Origin of the sequence: Aneurinibacillus sp. Ricciae_BoGa-3, from assembly GCF_028421645.1 — a bacterium.
GTDB lineage: Bacteria > Bacillota > Bacilli > Aneurinibacillales > Aneurinibacillaceae > Aneurinibacillus_B.
Map to the genome: position 1 here is coordinate 2569681 of NZ_CP116887.1, position 18313 is coordinate 2587993.

The 18313-nt window shown below is 47.1% G+C and carries 17 protein-coding genes; 3 read left to right on the forward strand and 14 right to left on the reverse strand.

Annotation, left to right across the window (positions count from 1 at the left end; genetic code table 11):
- Positions 1-199: 199 nt before the first annotated feature.
- From PP175_RS13000 to yneA, 4 genes are read right to left on the reverse strand one after another with little or no spacing between them, the layout of a single operon-like run.
- A complete protein-coding gene (locus PP175_RS13000) occupies positions 200-391 on the reverse strand; it encodes a hypothetical protein (protein ID WP_272438780.1) in 192 nt (63 codons plus the stop codon).
- A complete protein-coding gene (locus tag PP175_RS13005) occupies positions 388-1047 on the reverse strand; it encodes a YneB family resolvase-like protein (RefSeq protein WP_272438781.1) in 660 nt (219 codons plus the stop codon). The genes PP175_RS13000 and PP175_RS13005 overlap by 4 nt, the downstream gene beginning before the upstream one ends.
- Positions 1048-1100: 53 nt before the next feature.
- Positions 1101-1316 carry a DUF896 domain-containing protein gene (locus tag PP175_RS13010; RefSeq protein WP_272438782.1) on the reverse strand — a complete coding sequence of 72 codons (216 nt, stop codon included), beginning with the start codon at positions 1314-1316 and terminating at the stop codon, positions 1101-1103.
- Between the two features lie 55 nt (positions 1317-1371).
- Positions 1372-1641: a cell division suppressor protein YneA gene (gene yneA, locus PP175_RS13015; protein WP_272438783.1), complete on the reverse strand. Its 270-nt coding sequence runs from the start codon at positions 1639-1641 to the stop codon at positions 1372-1374.
- A 219-nt stretch (positions 1642-1860) separates the two neighbouring features.
- Between yneA and lexA the strand changes: the two genes are divergently transcribed.
- Positions 1861-2484, forward strand: a complete 624-nt coding sequence (gene lexA / locus PP175_RS13020; protein WP_272438784.1) for a transcriptional repressor LexA — start codon at positions 1861-1863, stop codon at positions 2482-2484.
- Between the two features lie 106 nt (positions 2485-2590).
- On the opposite strand, the gene PP175_RS13025 is transcribed toward lexA, so the two are convergent.
- The 6 genes from PP175_RS13025 to PP175_RS13050 form a co-directional block, all read right to left on the reverse strand.
- Positions 2591-3082: a DUF456 domain-containing protein gene (locus tag PP175_RS13025; RefSeq protein ID WP_272438785.1), complete on the reverse strand. Its 492-nt coding sequence runs from the start codon at positions 3080-3082 to the stop codon at positions 2591-2593.
- A 107-nt stretch (positions 3083-3189) separates the two neighbouring features.
- Positions 3190-4524, reverse strand: coding sequence for a type I glutamate--ammonia ligase (gene glnA, locus PP175_RS13030; protein ID WP_272438786.1), 1335 nt, complete (start codon positions 4522-4524; stop codon positions 3190-3192).
- A 59-nt stretch (positions 4525-4583) separates the two neighbouring features.
- Positions 4584-4994 (reverse strand): MerR family transcriptional regulator, encoded by a 411-nt coding sequence (locus PP175_RS13035; protein ID WP_272438787.1) that lies wholly within the window; start codon positions 4992-4994, stop codon positions 4584-4586.
- Between the two features lie 100 nt (positions 4995-5094).
- Positions 5095-6363: a methionine gamma-lyase family protein gene (locus PP175_RS13040; protein ID WP_272438788.1), complete on the reverse strand. Its 1269-nt coding sequence runs from the start codon at positions 6361-6363 to the stop codon at positions 5095-5097.
- 19 nt (positions 6364-6382) lie between these two features.
- The gene (hflX, locus tag PP175_RS13045) at positions 6383-7657 is read right to left on the reverse strand and encodes a GTPase HflX (protein WP_272438789.1); all 1275 of its coding nucleotides are present in this window, start codon (positions 7655-7657) and stop codon (positions 6383-6385) included.
- A gap of 564 nt (positions 7658-8221) precedes the next feature.
- Positions 8222-9073 (reverse strand): HAD family hydrolase, encoded by an 852-nt coding sequence (locus PP175_RS13050; protein WP_272438790.1) that lies wholly within the window; start codon positions 9071-9073, stop codon positions 8222-8224.
- 184 nt (positions 9074-9257) lie between these two features.
- Here PP175_RS13050 and PP175_RS13055 point away from each other — a divergent pair, with 184 nt between their 5' ends.
- The gene (locus tag PP175_RS13055; protein ID WP_272438791.1) at positions 9258-11147 is read left to right on the forward strand and encodes a DHA2 family efflux MFS transporter permease subunit; all 1890 of its coding nucleotides are present in this window, start codon (positions 9258-9260) and stop codon (positions 11145-11147) included.
- A 33-nt stretch (positions 11148-11180) separates the two neighbouring features.
- Here PP175_RS13055 and PP175_RS13060 read toward each other — a convergent pair whose 3' ends face one another.
- Positions 11181-12110: an AAA family ATPase gene (locus tag PP175_RS13060; protein ID WP_272438792.1), complete on the reverse strand. Its 930-nt coding sequence runs from the start codon at positions 12108-12110 to the stop codon at positions 11181-11183.
- 236 nt (positions 12111-12346) lie between these two features.
- Here PP175_RS13060 and PP175_RS13065 point away from each other — a divergent pair, with 236 nt between their 5' ends.
- The gene (locus tag PP175_RS13065) at positions 12347-13081 is read left to right on the forward strand and encodes a CAP domain-containing protein (protein ID WP_272438793.1); all 735 of its coding nucleotides are present in this window, start codon (positions 12347-12349) and stop codon (positions 13079-13081) included.
- A 145-nt stretch (positions 13082-13226) separates the two neighbouring features.
- Here PP175_RS13065 and PP175_RS13070 read toward each other — a convergent pair whose 3' ends face one another.
- The 3 genes from PP175_RS13070 to PP175_RS13080 form a co-directional block, all read right to left on the reverse strand.
- The gene (locus PP175_RS13070) at positions 13227-13652 is read right to left on the reverse strand and encodes a hypothetical protein (protein ID WP_272438794.1); all 426 of its coding nucleotides are present in this window, start codon (positions 13650-13652) and stop codon (positions 13227-13229) included.
- A 78-nt stretch (positions 13653-13730) separates the two neighbouring features.
- Positions 13731-15122, reverse strand: a complete 1392-nt coding sequence (locus PP175_RS13075) for an efflux RND transporter periplasmic adaptor subunit (RefSeq protein WP_272438795.1) — start codon at positions 15120-15122, stop codon at positions 13731-13733.
- Entirely contained in the window at positions 15115-18288 is a 3174-nt protein-coding gene (locus PP175_RS13080) for an efflux RND transporter permease subunit (protein WP_272438796.1), read from the reverse strand. The genes PP175_RS13075 and PP175_RS13080 overlap by 8 nt, the downstream gene beginning before the upstream one ends.
- Positions 18289-18313: the final 25 nt, after the last annotated feature.

The window sequence follows — 18313 nt, forward strand, 5'->3', positions numbered from 1 at the left end:
TATAGAAGAAAAACGAGTGAATTATCGAGGCATCTCGTGCGAAATGTCTATACTTCGTATAAACCGTTTTTTTCTTGTTACTTCTTGTGTTATGTAGTAGTTTTTTTGATACTTTTGTTTGTAATTTTTTGTTTTTTATTACTACGCAGTTTTTTTTTACTATTCAACCGATCACAGGAAAGCCGGCCTGTGGAAACTATTACTCTTCTAATTGCTCCTTAAGCTTTGCCAACTTCTCAAATGGGCTCCTTTCTCTTAACGGTTTCATTCTGTGGCGTGACCAGCATTTATCACATAGATGTCCAGCAACCTCTTCTCCTTGATAAATCGCATAAACCGGCTGTTTAATTAACGCATTGCATTCCATACAATGCTCAGCTGTTTGACTCATAAAGATTCCTCCTCATCAGGCAAGCTTTCCATATGTTCTTTGTATCTCCGGTGAACGGTAGCGCGCGATGCCTCGTATCCAAGCCCACGCAGAGTGGCCGCAATCTCTTCGAAGGTTAATTTTTTACTGCGCAGCCGAATAATATCTTCCATCGGCAAATCGTTTCGTTTTCTTCCCCCCTTGTCAATGTTTTTTAAGTTTTTCTCCGGCCTGTACCCGGCTGCTATCGCCCGCTGCATGCCACGCGCTATTTTTTGGTTGGTTAGCCGGCGCTGGTATTCTTCCACAATAGCCAGTATCTCCAATACCATGCCCTCCATTTCACTCACCTGCAGCTCACCCCCGTTATCCAGAGAAAAAACGTGGCCGCCTGCTTTTTTAATTTGATGAAGGATCGCGATTTTAGTGTTGCCTCTCCCTAATCTAGTCTCATCCTGGATAAGAACGGCTTCTATTCGGCCCTCGCTAAAATCCTCGAGCACCTCAAGCAGACCCCACCGCTCTTCATCAAAGCCACTGGCTTTCTCCTGGACGCTTCGCACGATCTCCCACCCGCTTTGGCGGGCAAAGCGGGTTAATTCATCTATTTGCCGCATGAGGCTCGTTTCCTGTTCCGCTCTCTCCGTGCTGACCCTGGCGTATAACGCTACTCTCACAGGCTTCAACCCCCTCCGTAACAAAACCCCTCCTAGTTAATGGAGGGGTTTTGTTAATGTTTATGTTTTTTAGGCAATGCGCCTAACTGATTACCATTCTCATCTACCAGGCGAATTGATTCAAGGTTGGCGCGAAGCGAACCGCGGACGGCTTGAATGTATTCATTTCGCAGTGCTCTTTGTTCCATTTTCTCGGTCGGTGTAAGCCCTACTGATTTTGCCTTAGCAGCGAGTGCGTTAATTCTCTTAATTTTATCATCCGTAACCATATAGAACTCCTCTCAAACGATGTCCCCGTATTATATCACATAAAACAGGGATTGACTATTTGAGCGGGATGAGAAGTTTGTCCCCTGGATGAATGACCGCAGACTTCAAATGATTGGCCTGTTGTATGTAAAAGAGGGTCTCCTGCACAGATGTACCAGCCTGCGTGTGATATTTGTCTGCAATATTCCAGAGGGTATCCCCGTTATGAACGACAACTTCGATGCTCTTATCCGCCTCGGCTTTGCTGGTGCCAAACACGAAACTTGTCATGCCAACCACGAACAGTGCGAATATAACCCCTATTAAAACCAGCTTCTTGTTCATCTATCTTTCCTCCTGTATTTTCATTTCTATTCCATGTTTATGGTATACTTGTCCAATGTAGAACGATTAAATAGCAGAACATTTGTTCTTTACATATCAATCGTAACCCGAACGAACGTTCCTGTCAACACAAAAAATTAGAACTTATGTTTGTATTTACGAACAAACGTTGGTATAATAAATCCAAATGATACAAATGGCATGTGAGGGGTGTTCTAGATGAAGAAACTATCAAGCAGGCAGTTAGCAATCCTGGAGTACATAAAGAGCGAAGTAAAGGACAAGGGATACCCGCCTTCCGTACGGGAGATTGGGGAAGCTGTAGGGCTCGCATCAAGCTCTACTGTACATGGCCATCTGGCCCGGCTTGAGAAAAAGGGCCTAATCCGGCGGGATCCGACGAAGCCCCGGGCCATTGAAATCCTTGATTCCGAGGAAGTTGAGAGAGAGCTTGAGGAAGTCCGATCCGTAAAAGTTCCTGTGCTTGGGAAGGTTACAGCTGGACAGCCTATATCGGCGATTGAGAATATTGAAGAATATTTTGTGCTTCCTGAGTCCACAGTAGGCAACGATACCGTGTACATGCTGCGCGTACAAGGGGAAAGTATGATCGAAGCGGGAATATTGGATGGCGATTATGTAATTGTCCGTCAGCAGCAGGTAGCAAACAATGGAGATATAGTAGTTGCGATGACAGAAGAAAACGAAGCGACGGTTAAGCGGTTTTTTAAAGAGAAAAATCACTTTAGGCTGCAGCCGGAAAATTCCTCGATGGAGCCTATCCTTCTCCCCGTTGTAACCATACTTGGAAAAGTTGTAGGTGTGTATCGCATGGTGCACTAACCAAAAAAAATCAAAAAAACACAAAAAAAACCATGCGCATTTACATTTACGCATGGTTTTTTTCTGAAATAAAATACCTTCCCTGCAGGAGGAATCTTTTCTCATGCTATGCGACCTGAATGATAAACCAGGTAATCATCACAAGCTGAATCACAATTTTTGCTGCCGCGCTGCTTAAAAAAGCTAGAACTGTCCCAAAAGCAATCGCGAGCGCTTTTTTGCCTTTTGTGCGCCGCGCCAGTTCAAGGAGCATGACCGCAAGAAAAGGCCCTACAAGAATAGCAAAAGGCCCTAAAAAAACACCCAGCAGTAAAGGACCCCCGATGATGCCGACAATTGATGAAGCCGCCGTCCATTTGTCCCCGCCATACTTTTTTACAAAATACATATTGGACAGCATGTCGGCGCCAATCAACAGCAAGGTAAGCAGCGTCATCGGCACCCAGAAATACCACGGCAGTCCAGGGTGGCCGATGCCGAATTGGTAGAGCAGAAAAGCACCCCAAACGAGCAGCGCATCCGGAATTACCGGAACAAACACCCCCGCCAGGCTTAATGCAAATAGCAGGCAAATGATCACCCAAACGATAATGGTCATCTGTTACTCCTCTCGGTCAGAATTTTAGCCATGGCCATAAGAGCTTCTATTTTCTTTTATACCAAAAAGGAGCGCAAGATGCGCTCCCAATTTCAGATAATCTGGAATTAATAATTCATATACTGTTCACGTTCCCATGGGTGAACGTGCGTACGGAACATATCCCATTCGATTTCTTTCGCTTCAATAAAGCGCTCCAATGCATGGTTGCCGATTGCTTCAGTAATAATAGCATCGTTCTTCAGGCATTCAATCGCTTCTTTAAGCGTAGCAGGAAGGCTGTCGATTCCATTCTCAGCACGCTCTAATTCGTTCATGACATAAATATTGCGGTCAATAGCAGGCGGTGCACTCAGTTTGCTTGTAATGCCATCGAGGCCTGCGCTTAACAGAGCAGTCAGGGCCAGGTAAGGATTAGCTGCAGGGTCTGGATTGCGGACTTCAATGCGTGTGCTTAGGCCGCGGGAAGCAGGGATACGCACAAGCGGACTTCTGTTCTTCGCAGACCAGGCCACATAGCAAGGTGCTTCATAGCCAGGAACAAGACGCTTATAGGAGTTTACAGTCGGGTTTGTAATCGCTGCAAATCCCCTAGCATGCTTAAGTACGCCTGCAAGGAATTGAAGAGCTGTTTCACTAAGCCCAAGCTCAGTCGTAGTATCTTCGAAAACATTTTTATTGCCGGAGAACAGCGACAGGTTACAGTGCATACCTGAACCGTTAATACCGAACAGCGGCTTCGGCATGAAAGTAGCATGCAGGCCGTGTTTGCGGGCAATTGTTTTGACAACCAGTTTGAAGGTTTGGATCTGGTCAGCTGCTTGAACTGCGTTGGCATATTTAAAATCAATCTCATGCTGTCCTGGAGCCACCTCGTGGTGTGAGGCTTCCATAGAGAATCCCATTTCTTCAAGCGTCAGTACAATATCACGACGGCAGTTTTCGCCAAGATCCAGCGGAGCAAAGTCGAAGTAACCGCCCTGGTCGTTGAGATCCGTAGTAGGATTTCCATTGCTATCAAGTTTGAATAAGAAGAATTCAGGTTCAGGTCCAAGATTGAACGCAGTAAATCCAAGTTCTTCTGCTTTTTTCAAGTTAGCTTTTAATATTTGGCGCGGATCTCCCATGAATGGGTTGCCTTCCGGCGTAAATACGTCACAGATAAAGCGCGCCACTTTGCCGCCTTCTGTCGTCCACGGGAAGATCACAAATGTATCAATATCAGGATACAGGTACATATCGGATTCCTCAATGCGAACAAATCCTTCGATTGAAGAACCGTCAAACATCATTTTATTATCCAGTGCCTTATCTAACTGGCTAGCTGGAATTTCAACGTTTTTAATGGTACCAAGCAGATCAGTGAACTGCAGGCGAAGATATTTTACATTCTCTTCCTTTACCAAGCGTACAATGTCTTCACGGGTATACTTAGCTGACATCCTGATCAAACCTCCTAATAATCTCTCCTATAAAAGGATTTTACTGTTAAATTTCTATATTAGTGAAAGAAGCGGGAAAGCTCTCCTCTAATAAGCGGTGTTTGCCATGGCCGGTTCTCATGCACAATCTGCTGTTTAAGCAAACTGCGAAGATCCTGGTCACTCATTTCTTTTCTCTTTTCCTCGGTCTGTTCATTCATCACGGTTTTCTGCTCAAGCTCTTTCTGCTTGCGCATCTCAAGCACCTGCTTGATGCCGGCAATGTTCAAACCTTTCTCCAGCAGTGATTTAATTTCCAGCAGCCGGTCCACATCATTGAAAGAAAAAAGCCGCTGATTTCCCTTCGTACGGGCGGGATAAATCAGTTCCTGCTGTTCATAGTACCGAACCTGACGCGCTGTTAATTCCGTTAACTGCATAACAATACCGATAGGAAACAGAGCCATATTGCGGCGAATATCATCACTCACGAGTACGTTTACTCCTTTCGCCATCCGGTTTATGTTTCTCATTTTACATGTGTCAGCTTACCTCGTCAATACATGTAAGGTAAATTAACACGATAATTTTTTAAATCGTTAGCAAATTTCTTTTAATCATTTCATTTAAGGCTGTGAGCACGCCTACTTTCACATGGGAAGCGGTTAATCCACCCTGGACAAACCCCAGGTAAGGCTCCCGTATAGGCCCGTCGGCAGACAATTCTATGCTTGCCCCCTGCACAAAAGCCCCGGCAGCCATAATGACATCATCTGCGTATCCAGGCATGTAACTAGGCTTTGGAACAACATGCGAATCGACGGGCGAAGCCTTTTGTATGCCCTGGCAAAAGGCGATCAAGCCTTCTGCTGTCCCGAATTCAACCGACTGGATCAGATCTGTACGCGGATCGCTCCAGCGCGGATTGGTTTTAAAGCCTAATCGCTCCAGGAGCGCGGCTGTAAATACCGCTCCCTTCAACGCTTCCCCCACAACGTGAGGAGCGAGAAAGAAGCCCTGATACATCTCATGCAGGCTATACAGCGACGCCCCGCCTTCCCCGCCAATTCCCGGGGCTGCCATCCTGTAAGACGCAAGCTGAACGAGGTCTTTTCTGCCAACGATGTATCCCCCGGTTTTAGCAAGGCCTCCGCCCGGATTTTTTATAAGGGAACCGGCTATTATGTCGACGCCTACCTGCAGGGGTTCTCGATCTTCAGTGAACTCACCATAACAATTATCGGCAAAAAATGCTACATCCGGTTTGATTCCTTTTACAAAAGCAACCATTTCTTCTATATCTTCTATTGTAAAAGATGGCCGATCCGCATACCCCCGGGAACGCTGTATCCCAATCAGTTTCGTATTAGGCGTTATCTGACGGCTAATCTCTTCTTTATCGATCCGGCCATCCGGAAGAAGCGGCACCGCTTTGTAGCCAATTCCGTAGTCTTTTAGTGACCCCTGACCTTCACCGCGGACACCGATCACGGATTCCAGCGTGTCATATGGCGCTCCTGTTATGTAGAGGAGCTCATCGCCTGGCCGCAAAATCCCAAACAAACAGATGGCAATCGCATGGGTCCCGCTGATAATATGGTTGCGTACCAGCGCCGCCTCCCCACCGAAAACTTCCGCGTATATTTTCTCCAGCGTCTGGCGCCCTACATCATCATACCCATAGCCGGTAGATGGGCTGAAATGAAAATCGCTCACCTGAAATTTTTGAAAGGCGCGCAGCACCTTAAATTGATTGTAGTCCGCCATCTTCTCAATCTCTCTGCGGCGGGGCCCAATCACATTCTCTATCTCTTCTATATAAGGGGACAGCTTATCCCCGTGTTCCAAATACGAATACAAATGCTTCTCTCCTTTTTGCCTAAACCATGAAGTGTTTTAATTCCGGCGATATCTGCTCAAGGCTTCGACTCTTCACCAACAAGTCGTAAAACATACCGTCTTCCGTGATGGTTTCTTCTTCAACGTAAGCAGACCGATGTACAAGGGCGCGCAGGTCGCCACGCTGTACGGGAATATGCAGCAAATACCGCGCGTTTAGTTCTTCCATGTGCGCTTGTACCGCAGCAAGCAGTTTTTTCATATCTTCATCTTTATTGGCTGATACATAAATCACTTCTCCGGCCACAGATGCAACTGGTTTTTCGCCCATCTTATCCATTTTGTTAAAAACAGTGATCCGCGGAATGGACTGTGCTTCTAAATCCTCAAGAATGGAATCCACCACTTCCATGTGTACGCTATAATCCGGGTTGGAAGCGTCTATCACATGAAGTAGCAAATCCGCTTCGGCGGCTTCCTCCAGTGTTGAGCGAAAAGCCGCAACAAGCTGGTGCGGAAGATCCTGAATAAAACCGACCGTATCCGTCATGATGATTTCCTGGCCGCCAGGCAGTTCCACGCGCCTCGAGGTGGGATCCAGCGTTGCAAAAAGCTTGTCTTCTTCAAGAATACCAGCATCGGTCAACCGGTTTAAAATCGTGGATTTACCTGCATTCGTATAGCCCACGATCGAAACCTGAAACGCTTCATTTTTTTTGCGCCGTTCCCGGTGCAGGCGTCTGTGCCGCTTAACTTCTTCAATGTGCGCCTCAATTTCCCCGATTCGCCGGCGAATGTGGCGGCGGTCGCTTTCGAGCTTAGTTTCCCCCGGCCCCCTCGTTCCAATGCCGGCACCCAGGCGCGAGAGTTCAGCCCCCTTGCCAGTGAGCCTTGGCAGTCTGTACTTTAACTGGGCCAGTTCGACCTGAAGCTTTCCTTCCCTGGACTGCGCCCGCTGGGCAAAAATATCGAGAATGAGCTGCGTGCGATCCACCACTCTGCAATCTATTGCCTGCTCAAGATTTCGGATCTGCATAGGTGTCAGCTCGTCATTGAAAATAACCAAGTTAGCATTCAGTTGCTGGACAACCTGATTGATCTCTTCCACCTTGCCCTTACCTACATACCAGCGGCTATCCGCCAGGTCTCTGCCCTGGGTTAGAACCGCTACAACTTCAGCCTGTGCAGTATATGTCAGTTCTTTGAGTTCTTCAAGTGAAAGCTCAAAGCGGCGCTGGCTGCTATTCTTTTTATAATAACCGACAAGCACGGCTCGCTCAGGCTGATTTTGTTCAATTGTATGAATAAAAATCACGCTCCTTATCAGTCCTTATTGTAGCAGAACAAGGACTGAAACACGAACTGTATAGGCGTAATCGAAATTGAGAAAACATCCCGGGCCATGCCGCTCTCTCCTTTCCCCTCACAGAAGTTTTTACGGCCGCTTTGTGGAACGTCGGACGGACCGGCAAAACATTTGGGTTTCTCAATGATGGAGACAGGTTGCCGGTCATTATCGCCCTCTGTTCCACACGCTCCATTAGAAAACTAGGTTGCGGCCAAGCTATAGTGCAGGCAGCGACCTAAGTTGCACTTATGCCGAAAGGTAAAATCGAAAGACTTTTCGGCCTGGGGGAAAGAAAGGTGCGGACATGCGCCTCAGGATGTTTTCCTTGGGTGTTTCGGGACCGGAGGTCCCATTTAAAAAATCGCTCAACGCACTTCAACACGTTAAAGCAAAATATACTTCCCTATACGACAAAAAAGGACCGCTTTGGATTCAGCAGTCCCCGTCACATTTTGTGTGGAAAACTTTTTCGCTCTTATTGTTTGGTTTATTTGCTGCGACAAAGCAGCGGCACCGCAACTCTTTGATTTTTTATCCCTGTTGCTGCCAGGGCCCGATTCCGCCATTGCGCTGATGCAATTCCTTCAAAAACGCAAAAAGCCCGGAGAAATCTTTAAAACAATAAGTAGCCTGAAAAGGGTTGGGATGGGCATAATCCTCGTTTTGCAGATGGGCACTTGCTGTTCCTGCGCGCACTGCCGCTTGAATGTCAAACAGGGTATCGCCAATCATAAGTGTTTCTTCCGGTTGTGACTGCATAAGTGACAGCGCCTTCAATATCGGTTCAGCTGCAGGTTTTCCTGCATGTACATCCTCTATACAAACAACTCCGTGGAACAAACCATCGATTCCCACCCGGGATAATCCGAGCTCAACAAGTTCCCGTTCTTTATTGGTGACAATTCCAAGCTTATACCCCAGCTTCTTTAGTTGTGTAAGCCCTTCTTTAACAAAAGGATACGGTTTGACAAGCAAGTCATGGTTTTTTTTAACTTGTTTGACGTAAGAACGGCGTATCTCATCATGCAAATGGCTAAGACCGGTAAACTCAACAAAAGAAGAAAAGGGTTCGCCGAAGCGCTTATTAAGCTCAGCAAATGTGAATTTTCCAGGGATGTAAGAACAAGCCACTTCATAGGCTGCATGCATTACGGATAACCTGCTGTTCATAAGGGTGCCGTCTAAATCAAAGAGAAGCGTCGTATATACCTTGGATGGCCATTGTTTGATGTTCTTATACAAGGCCATTTTTTTCTTTTTCACCATTTGCTGAATAAATTCTTGCTGATTCACAACAGAACCCAGCTCCTTTAGTGGAATACCTGTTAAAAACACTTCGTGTAAGCCTGCAGTCTTCCGGATGAATATACTTGTTACCTTCATAGTAGCCTTATTTTGTTAAGCAAGTTTATGTGAAATATAAAATAAAATCCCAATTTGTATTAAGGAGTTGTAAATGAGAAAAAGGCTGGCCATTTCGAAATAAAAAGGTCAATTGCGGGGTAAGAAATAACAGGACAAGGGTTAAAATAAAAAAACCAAAAACGGTTTGAGGAGAAAAGGCAAAATGGAAAATAGAACGGCAGCAAAAAAACCGGCGATTCGGACGGGCCCTATTTTTGGCATCATGTTGGTTGGAGCCTTCATAGCGTTTTTGAACCAGACGTTGATAAACGTAGCTTTGCCTCAGATCATGCAGCATTTGAACATCTCAGCTGTTCAAGCGAACTGGTTGATAACCATCTACATGTTAGTTAATGGCATTGTCATTCCTGTTACAGCTTTCCTGATGGAGCGCTTTACCACCAGGCAGCTGTACTTCACTTTAATGACACTTTTTACAGTTGGAACACTTATCTGCGGGATTGCACCCAGCTTTTCAGTACTTTTGATCGGCCGTGTTGTACAGGCAGCTGGCGCAGGGATCCTTTTCCCTTTGATTACCAATGTTATCTTTACATTGTTTCCGCTGGAAAAGCGTGGAGCGGCCATGGGGATGTTCGGGGTTGCCATTAACTTCGCGCCAGCGATAGGGCCTACCTTATCCGGGTGGATTGTTGAATCCTACTCGTGGCGGGTGCTGTTCCATATTGTATTTCCCATCGCGCTGCTCAACTTAATTGTCTCGTTTTTTTTGATTAGGAATGTAGCGGAAACTAGCCGGCCAAAATTAGATGTCCTGGGTGTCATCCTCTCCACATTGGGCTTCGGCGGGGTCTTATACGGCTTTGCTACAGCTGGAAGTTCCGGATGGAGCAGCACAAACGTGGTTGCTACGTTTATTGTTGGCGGTGTCTGCCTGGTTCTGTTTATTTGGCGCCAATTTGTTGTGGACCACCCGATTCTAGAGTTTAGGATTTTCAAATACCGCATGTTTACCCTCTTAACGATCATCAACGTGATTGTTACGATGGCGATGTTCGCGGGCATGATTTTAATGCCTATATACATGCAAAATGTGCGCGGGTTTTCCCCGTTCTTGTCGGGTCTCATGCTGTTGCCTGGCGGGGTGATTATGGGAGTCATGTCCCCCATTACCGGAAGACTTTTTGATAAAATGGGTGCCAAATGGCTTGCGATTCCCGGGCTGCTTATTACGGCTATCACGACGTACGCACTGGCCAAGCTTGACATTAACACCTCCTTCACGTATGTCACAGCCGTTTTCACCGCGCGAATGTTTGGTATGGCCATCCTTATGATGCCAATTTTCACAGCCTCCTTGAACGATCTGCCGTTTAAGTTCAACCGTTACGGAACCGCTATGGTTAATACGCTGCGGATGGTGGCGGGTGCTGTCGGTATGGCTTTTTTCGTCTCCGTTATGGCCAATAACAGTGCCATTCATATCAGGGATATTGTTGAGCGCGAACAGTTTTCATTGACCGATAAAGCTCACATGGCGCTTGCTACCGCAAGGGGAACAGCGATGGGTATAAATGACGCTTTTCTCATTGCAACGGGCTTAACCGTGCTGTCGCTGGTGCTATCCTTTTTCATACGCAAGACGGCCCCGGCCGACCAGAAGAAAACGGAGCAAGAAAAGAACGATCCAGAACAAAAAATTGCAGATTGGAATCAGGAGCCACAGCCTGTTGCTGCACAAGGGCCATTTAAGCCTGTTTACGAAACCCGCATCGAACAGGAAAAGGAAAATGGGGAGCCTGTCGCACAAACAGTCCGGCGTTATCAGGAGCGGGCAGAACCGAGATCCGCACCGCATAACCCAGACAGAGCGTTCCGCAGCGGACTACGCCGTTTGCAGGAGAACCCCCAGGCGAACGATGAGCAGAGAGAAGATAACAGCGATGCAGCCTTCCGGGAAGCGATCCGCCGTTTTCTTTCCGGGAAATCGCTGGAGCCAGCCAAAACTTATGAAGCGGAAAACAGCAACGAGCCAATGGGCGACTCAGAGTACCGAAGAGCGCTGCGCAGAATGAGATCCAGGCAAAAATAAAAAAGCCCGTTGGTTTAAAAGCGGGCTTTCTCCTCACTGCACGTTAAAGTCCTCCGCACGAAGTTCCATAAGCAAATTCTTGTCTATTTCACCAGCGGTGTATTCCGTCACTACGCGAATGGCATGCTGGCGGATTGCTTTCTCAATCATATTGCGCACATATCTGGCGTTGCTGAAATGGTTCAGACCATCTTCCATTTCACGTATCAGAAGCCGCCTGACAAGATTCCGGGAATCCTGGGCTAAATAATAAGCCTGCTCCTGGCACATCCCGTTCGCAATGTCGAGAAGCTGCGGAATGGTGTAATCCGGAAATTCTAGCTTTATCGGAAAACGCGAGGGAAGACCAGGGTTAGAGGCAAGAAAATAGTCCATCTCGTCATTGTACCCCGCCAGAATCACAATAAGCTGTTTCCGGTTATCCTCGAGGCTCTTAATCAGTGTATCGATGCATTCCTTTCCAAAATCCTTCTCTCCGCCTCTCACAAGCGAGTAGGCTTCATCAATAAATAAAACGCCCCCGAGCGCTTTTTTTATGATGTCCCGGGTGCGCGAAGCCGTATGGCCGATGTATTCCCCTACCAGATCCGCCCTTTCTACTTCAATCAAGTGGCCTTTTTCAAGAATTCCCATATCCTTAAACAGTTTTCCAAAAATTCGGGCTACTGTTGTTTTTCCAGTTCCCGGGTTTCCCTTAAAAACCATATGAAACATGTGGGGTGCATTATGAAGCCCCTGGCCTTCCCGCAATTTTCGTATGGTTAAGAACGCATAAATTTCGTAGACTAATTTTTTAACACCATCAAGCCCAACCAGGCATTCGAGTTCTTTTAAAGCCCCCGATTCGTGTTCAAGCGACTTTTCCATCCTTGTGCTAATAATCTTCTCTCTCGGCTGCGAAAGAATTTTTTCGTTATTAAAAACAACTTTAATTTGATTGGCAGCTTGGCTTGTGGATTTCATGTCAATCTCCCCCGGAAAGCTCATCTTCTCGAAATATAAACATGTAATTATTGGAATGAAAAGGTTTGAAATAGCACTGTAAAAACACTGGCTTTTACCAGTGTATGCGGGTTTATGGGCAATTAGGAGAAAAAATGAAAGAGGGGGAAAGAAAACATTACCAGGTAAAACTGCCCGTTTTGTATGTTAGGATGATACATGAGTTAGCCAACTACTAAATCAACGGGAGTGATTCGATGAAAAAATTATTAGCTGCTACTCTTCTAACTACTGCACTGGTGGGCGTTAATGTCGCCGGAGCACAGGCAGCAACCTGCCCAAACACGAACACACAATATAAAGTGGTAACATACAGCGGCAGCCAAACATTAAGTCAGGACCAACTCAACCAATTGATCTCGCAATATTTCGGAAATAGTGTTAATTTCGCTAATTGGAATACTAAAGCTGCTGTGCCTGTACAGCAAACACCGCAAAAACAATATACAGCACCTACACAAGCGGCACCTGTACAAGTAGCACCTGCACAAAAAGCTGCGCCACAACCCGCCCAGCAGGCTGGTGGTTCAAAAGGCCAGGCTACAGCAGGCTTAACACAGGAAGAACAACAGATGCTTAACCTCGTTAATCAGGAACGTCAAAAAAATGGGCTGGCACCGCTTAAAGCAAACATGCAGCTTGTTAAAATGGCCCGTGTAAAAGCAAAAGACATGATCGATAATAATTACTTTAGCCACCAATCTCCTACTTATGGCTCGCCATTTGATATGATGAAAACATTCGGCATCTCATACCAAACAGCAGGTGAGAATATTGCCGGCAATCAAACGGTGAGCGCTGCTCACACAGCGCTCATGAACTCTGCAGGCCATCGTGCCAATATTCTGAACGGAAGTTTCACGCAAGTAGGAATCGGCATTGTGAATGGCGGCCCTTACGGCAAAATGTTCGTACAGGACTTTATCGGATAATATAAGTATGTCCGATCGCTCATTCTTCATGCATAATAACGGCATAAAAATGAGGAAAATCACATTTTAGCTAAATAAAATGAGTTAGGGCGCTGCAGGTTTAAATCACAGCGCCCTAACTCATTTCACTTTGTCATCTGCTATTTCAAGGCAATGTAACGTCAAACTCAATTCGGGTATTTGGATAAGGTGTATCATCATTGCCGGCAAGCTCTACGGCAAACTTATGATTGCCGGAAGTGAGAGCAGGCAGCTGTACCTCTTTCTTGTATTGCTTGGTAATCTTTCCATCCACCCACAGAAGAATATGGCCTTCCCCTGCTCGTTTGCCAGCACGTGCTCCTGGGCTTGCTATTTGAAAGTTGTTCGTACTGAAATACAGCTGTACGGATTTACCTTCAATTGAATGCTCCACTTCAAGCGCAGGGGTACCGGCTGCTTGCAGACCGGCTTCCTGTGCGCCTGCAGGTCCTGCCGCGGTGATTGGCATTACGGTTACAAACGGCACGCTAGAAAAAGAAACGGTTAACACAAGCAAAGACCCTGAGATAAGGGCGATTCGTTTATTCATGGGCCCATCCCCCTTTTTATTTCTTCTTTATAAAGGATGGACTACTGCGAATCGTTCTATTCCAGGGTCTCGTTATGCTTATTTGCTATTTTTTACTGAAATTTTTACATCTGTATTAACAAGGGTTTGCCCTTTCACGATCACTGCATCCCCAACTGTGAGGCCGTCCACCATCGATTGATCACTGTTTTGCCCAAGAACGGTAACCGGTTTTTTCACCGCTTTATCACCCTTCGCAACATACACATAGGATCGGCCGCTATCATCGAGAATGCCTGCAGTCGGAATCACAATCCCCTTTTTCGCCGTGGGCGGAATGACGGTAATCTGCGCAATCATGCCTGCTTTCACCTTGCCATCCTGATTCGGAATCTCAAATGTTACCGGATACCCTGCATTCTGCTGATTGATCGGGCTAATCGAAGCAATTCTTCCTTTACCGGAATAACCTATGGAAGGAATCTTAATATCCACTGACTGGTTCGGCGCAAACAAGCTTAACAAATTCTCAGGCGTATTGATGGTTACCTTCATCGGATCCAGATTGGATAAGATCATAAACGGAGATTGCGGGGACGCGAAATCGCCAATCTCTCCGTTTATCGCGCCAATGGTACCGGCGATAGGAGCTGGAACCGAGGCATTTGCCAGGTTGTCCTCCGCAATTTGCAAGCCAACCTGCGCCTGGTTAACCTGCTGCTGGGATGCTTCAATTCCAGCAGTGCTCCCCGCAGTACCGGCCTGGATTTGCGCATTCTGCATCGCAGCCGCGGCATTTTTCCGGGCTATGTCTGCATCTTTTACGGCAGCAACTGCATTCTGACGGGCCACATTCGCGTTCTTCAACGCATTTTCTGCTTGTGTAAACGTTGTTTTTGCCTGGTCAACCTGCTGTTGGGAGACGGCTCCCTGACTGAACAACTGGTTCATGCGGTCGAGGTTAACCTTTGCATCGTTTAACTGCGACTGGGCCAGAGCAACGCCGTTATCCGCCTGGCTCACTCCGTTATTTGCTTTGTTTATCGTATTATCTGCCTGGGTCAATCCGTTAGAAGCCTGAGTTATGCCGACCTGTGCGGACTGTGAACCGCTGTTATGCTGGGTAATAACTTGCGCAAGATTTGCCTGGGCGCTGGCCACCGCCGCCTGTGACTGCTCAACAGCATGGCGCAGATCAACGTCGTCGAGACGGAACAATACATCACCCTGGTTAACTTTCTGGCCGACTTTAACATTAATGGCAACCACCTTAGCACTCGCTTTAGGCACAACGTTTACTTGCTGATAGGCCTGGGTTGTCCCGGTAAGAACGCGTCCTTTGTCAAGCGAGCCCTCCGCCGCCCTGGCAACTTCAACAGGTATCAGTTTCATCGTGTTGACCTGCACGGCCGCTTTACTGCCACAGCCAGCCAGTAGGCTTGAGCCTATCGTAAGCGAAGCGATTGTCACCCCAATAAATAACTTACGCATTGAAATTTTCCCCTCCCGTTTTGCTTAAGCGTCTCTCTAGTTTACGTGCACGCCGTTTTTCCCGGCGCGCACGTCGTTTTATAATCATATCGTCGAACAAGGTATAGACTACCGGCACCAGAACAAGCGTTACAAGCGTCGAGAAGGTAAGGCCGAAGGCAACCACTACGGCAAGCGGAGTCTGCCCCTCGCTTCCCTGTCCGCCACCGAATGCTAGCGGGAGGATCGCCAACACAGTTGCAAGGGTCGTCATCAGGATCGGGCGAAGACGAACCGGACCCGCAGTTAGCACCGCTTGATTTCGCTCCATGCCTTCTTTGCGCAGGGTGTTGATATAATCAATCAGCACGATGGCGTTATTCGTAACAATACCTATGAGCAAGATGTAGCCCATGATAGCCATTACGCCAAGCTTTTGACCGGTGACCAACAGTCCTACAACCACACCAATTAAGGTAGGCGGTATGGAGAACATAATCACAAACGGATAGAACAGCGACTCAAACTGGCCAGCCATTACCATATAAACAAGCAGAACAGAAAGCACAATGGCCAACCCCAGGCTGCTGAATGAATCCGCCATATTTTGTCCCTGGCCGCCGCTCTTATCAATCATATAGCCCTGCGGCAGTTTTAAAGCAGCCAATTGGGCGTTGATTTCCGTATTAACAGAATTGAGGTCCCGCCCTTGAATATCAGCAGTAATGCTTACGGCGCGCGTTTGATTATTCCGGTTGATCTGCTGCGGAATAGCGGACTTCGTAATCTGCGCTACTTGTCCAACCGAAACTTGTGCACCTGTCGGAGTAGACAGCATCAGGCTGTTTAAGTTATTGACTTCGCTGCGGTAGCTTTCCGGGAACTGTACACGGACATCAATCTGATCGTCGCCTGTCCGGTATTTGGTTGCAACCTGTCCGCCAAAAGCCGTGTTGACTGCGGATAGGATTTGGTTGGTTGTGATTCCGTATTGGGAAGCTGTATTGCTATCCACCTGTACTTGAATCTCATCGTTCACGTTATCAAACGAAGAAGTAACATTTCGCGTACCTTTAACATTTTTAATGATATCAACCATCGTACTGCTGATGTCTTTCAGGGTATTTAAGTCATCCCCTTCAAGCTGTATGCTAATCGGGCTGCCAGTAGGCATACCCGAGCTCTTTGCCGCAACGGTAATATCAGCGCCGACAATGTTTTTCGTATGGTTTCTAAGATCCTCCATTACCTGGTCGGTTGATCTCGAGCGCTTTTCTTTTGGCACAAGCTTCAGCTCAACAGAACCCTGATTAGATGAAGAGGTAGCCACAACGGGGCTGCCGCCTGAACCGATGGATGTATATACAAGGTCCTTCTCTGGAACGCTTAATGCCATTTGTTCGACCTGTTTTATCGTGGCTTCCGTATCCTGCAGCCGTGAGCCTGGAGGTAATTTCACGTTGACCGTGATGTCCCCCTGGTCAAAGGATGGAAGAAACTCCTTGCCAATCAGAGGGGAGGCAAAAACGCCTACAGACGCAAGAAAAACAACAAGGGTTGTAATTAAAATGGTTTTGCGATGGTTCAAGGACCAGTTCACAAGACGTCCGTAAGATTTACTCAACCGGTAAAAGCCTTTCTGGAAAGCGACCAATGGAGAACGGCTGGTTGAATGAACGTATTCTTGAGGGTCTTTTGGTATTTGCGTTAAAAGCTTAGATGACATCATAGGTACTAGCGTTATAGCCGCAATAAGGGCTGCAATATGCGAGAACACAACGGTTAAAGCCAATGGGCCAAACAGCTGCCCCGCAATGCCATTAACAAAGACAATCGGGAGAAACACGGCAATTTGCGCCAGAGCCGAAGCCATGACCGCCGTTCCCACTTCTTTAGCGCCTGCAATAGACGACAAGTCAATGGGAAGGCCCTGCTGCCGCTTTCGGTAAATACTTTCCAGCACAACAACAGAGAAGTCCACAAGTGAACCTATGCCAAGCATCAAGCCCATCAGCGAGATCAAGTTGATGGTTTGCCCTGTAAAATACATTAAGGCAAAGGTTGAGATAAGCGATATCGGTATAACGATGGCTGCCACAAGCATCGATCGGAAGCTATTTAAAAATATGAATAAGATAAGAATCGCCAGAATGCTTCCTTCAAGGCCATGCTGTTCAAGCGTGTGGATCGAATCTTTAATATAAATGGAAGAATCGAGAATGGTGACAATTTTAACTCCTTTAGGCAGCAGGGGCCGGATGGCATCCAATTCCTTCAACACGCTCTGCGCCACGGTCACCGTATTGGCTCCGCTCGCTTTCGTTACATTTAATCCAATACTTGGCTGACCGTTTACCCTTGATTCCTGGGTAATCTTCTGGTAGCCATCGGTAACAGTGAGAACGTCAGCTAGCTGGATAACACCTCCGCCGCCGTTAGCCGTTTTCGGAAGCGTAATCGGCGTATGCCCAATATCTTGAGGGCTGTCAAATTCACCAGTTACCTTAATGTTGATATCCCTGCCGCCCTCTGTTAAACTACCAGCCGATCCGGATAGATTTCGTGCGGCAAGAGCCTGGTTGATCTGGTCCACTGTAATGCCGTATGCAGTAAGCGCATCGGGATTCACGGTAAGCTGAATCTCCCTTGTTCTTCCGCCGGATATGCCTAGAGAGGCCACCCCGTCTATCCGCTCGATTCGAGGCTGGATTAAATTTTGGGCAATTTTATTTAATTCAACGACGTCAACGGGCCCCGACATGGCCATCGTAATAATCGGCTGGCTGTTCGGGTCGAGTTTCATAACGCGCGGTGAATCGGCGTCTTTAGGTAGGCTGCCTCTTACACGGTCGATTTTATCGCGCATGTCAAGCGTAGCCTGGTCCATGTTTGTTCCCCAGTTAAACTGGACGATAACTATGGATGAGCCGTTTGCCGACTGCGACTGCACCTTACTGATATTACTGACCGTTCCCACGGCTTCTTCAATGGGCTTGGATATTAATTTCTCTACTTGAGACGGTGAGGCCCCCTGATAGCTGGTTGCCACTACTGCAACCGGCAGGTTAAGTTCCGGGTACAAGTCCACCTTTAGCTTTGTCAGAGAAATAATACCAAATAACACTGCCGCAATGATGATCATGGCAATGGTGACCGGTCTCCTTACCGAAAAATCGGCTATTTTCACTCCTATCTCTCCTTTTACGCATTTC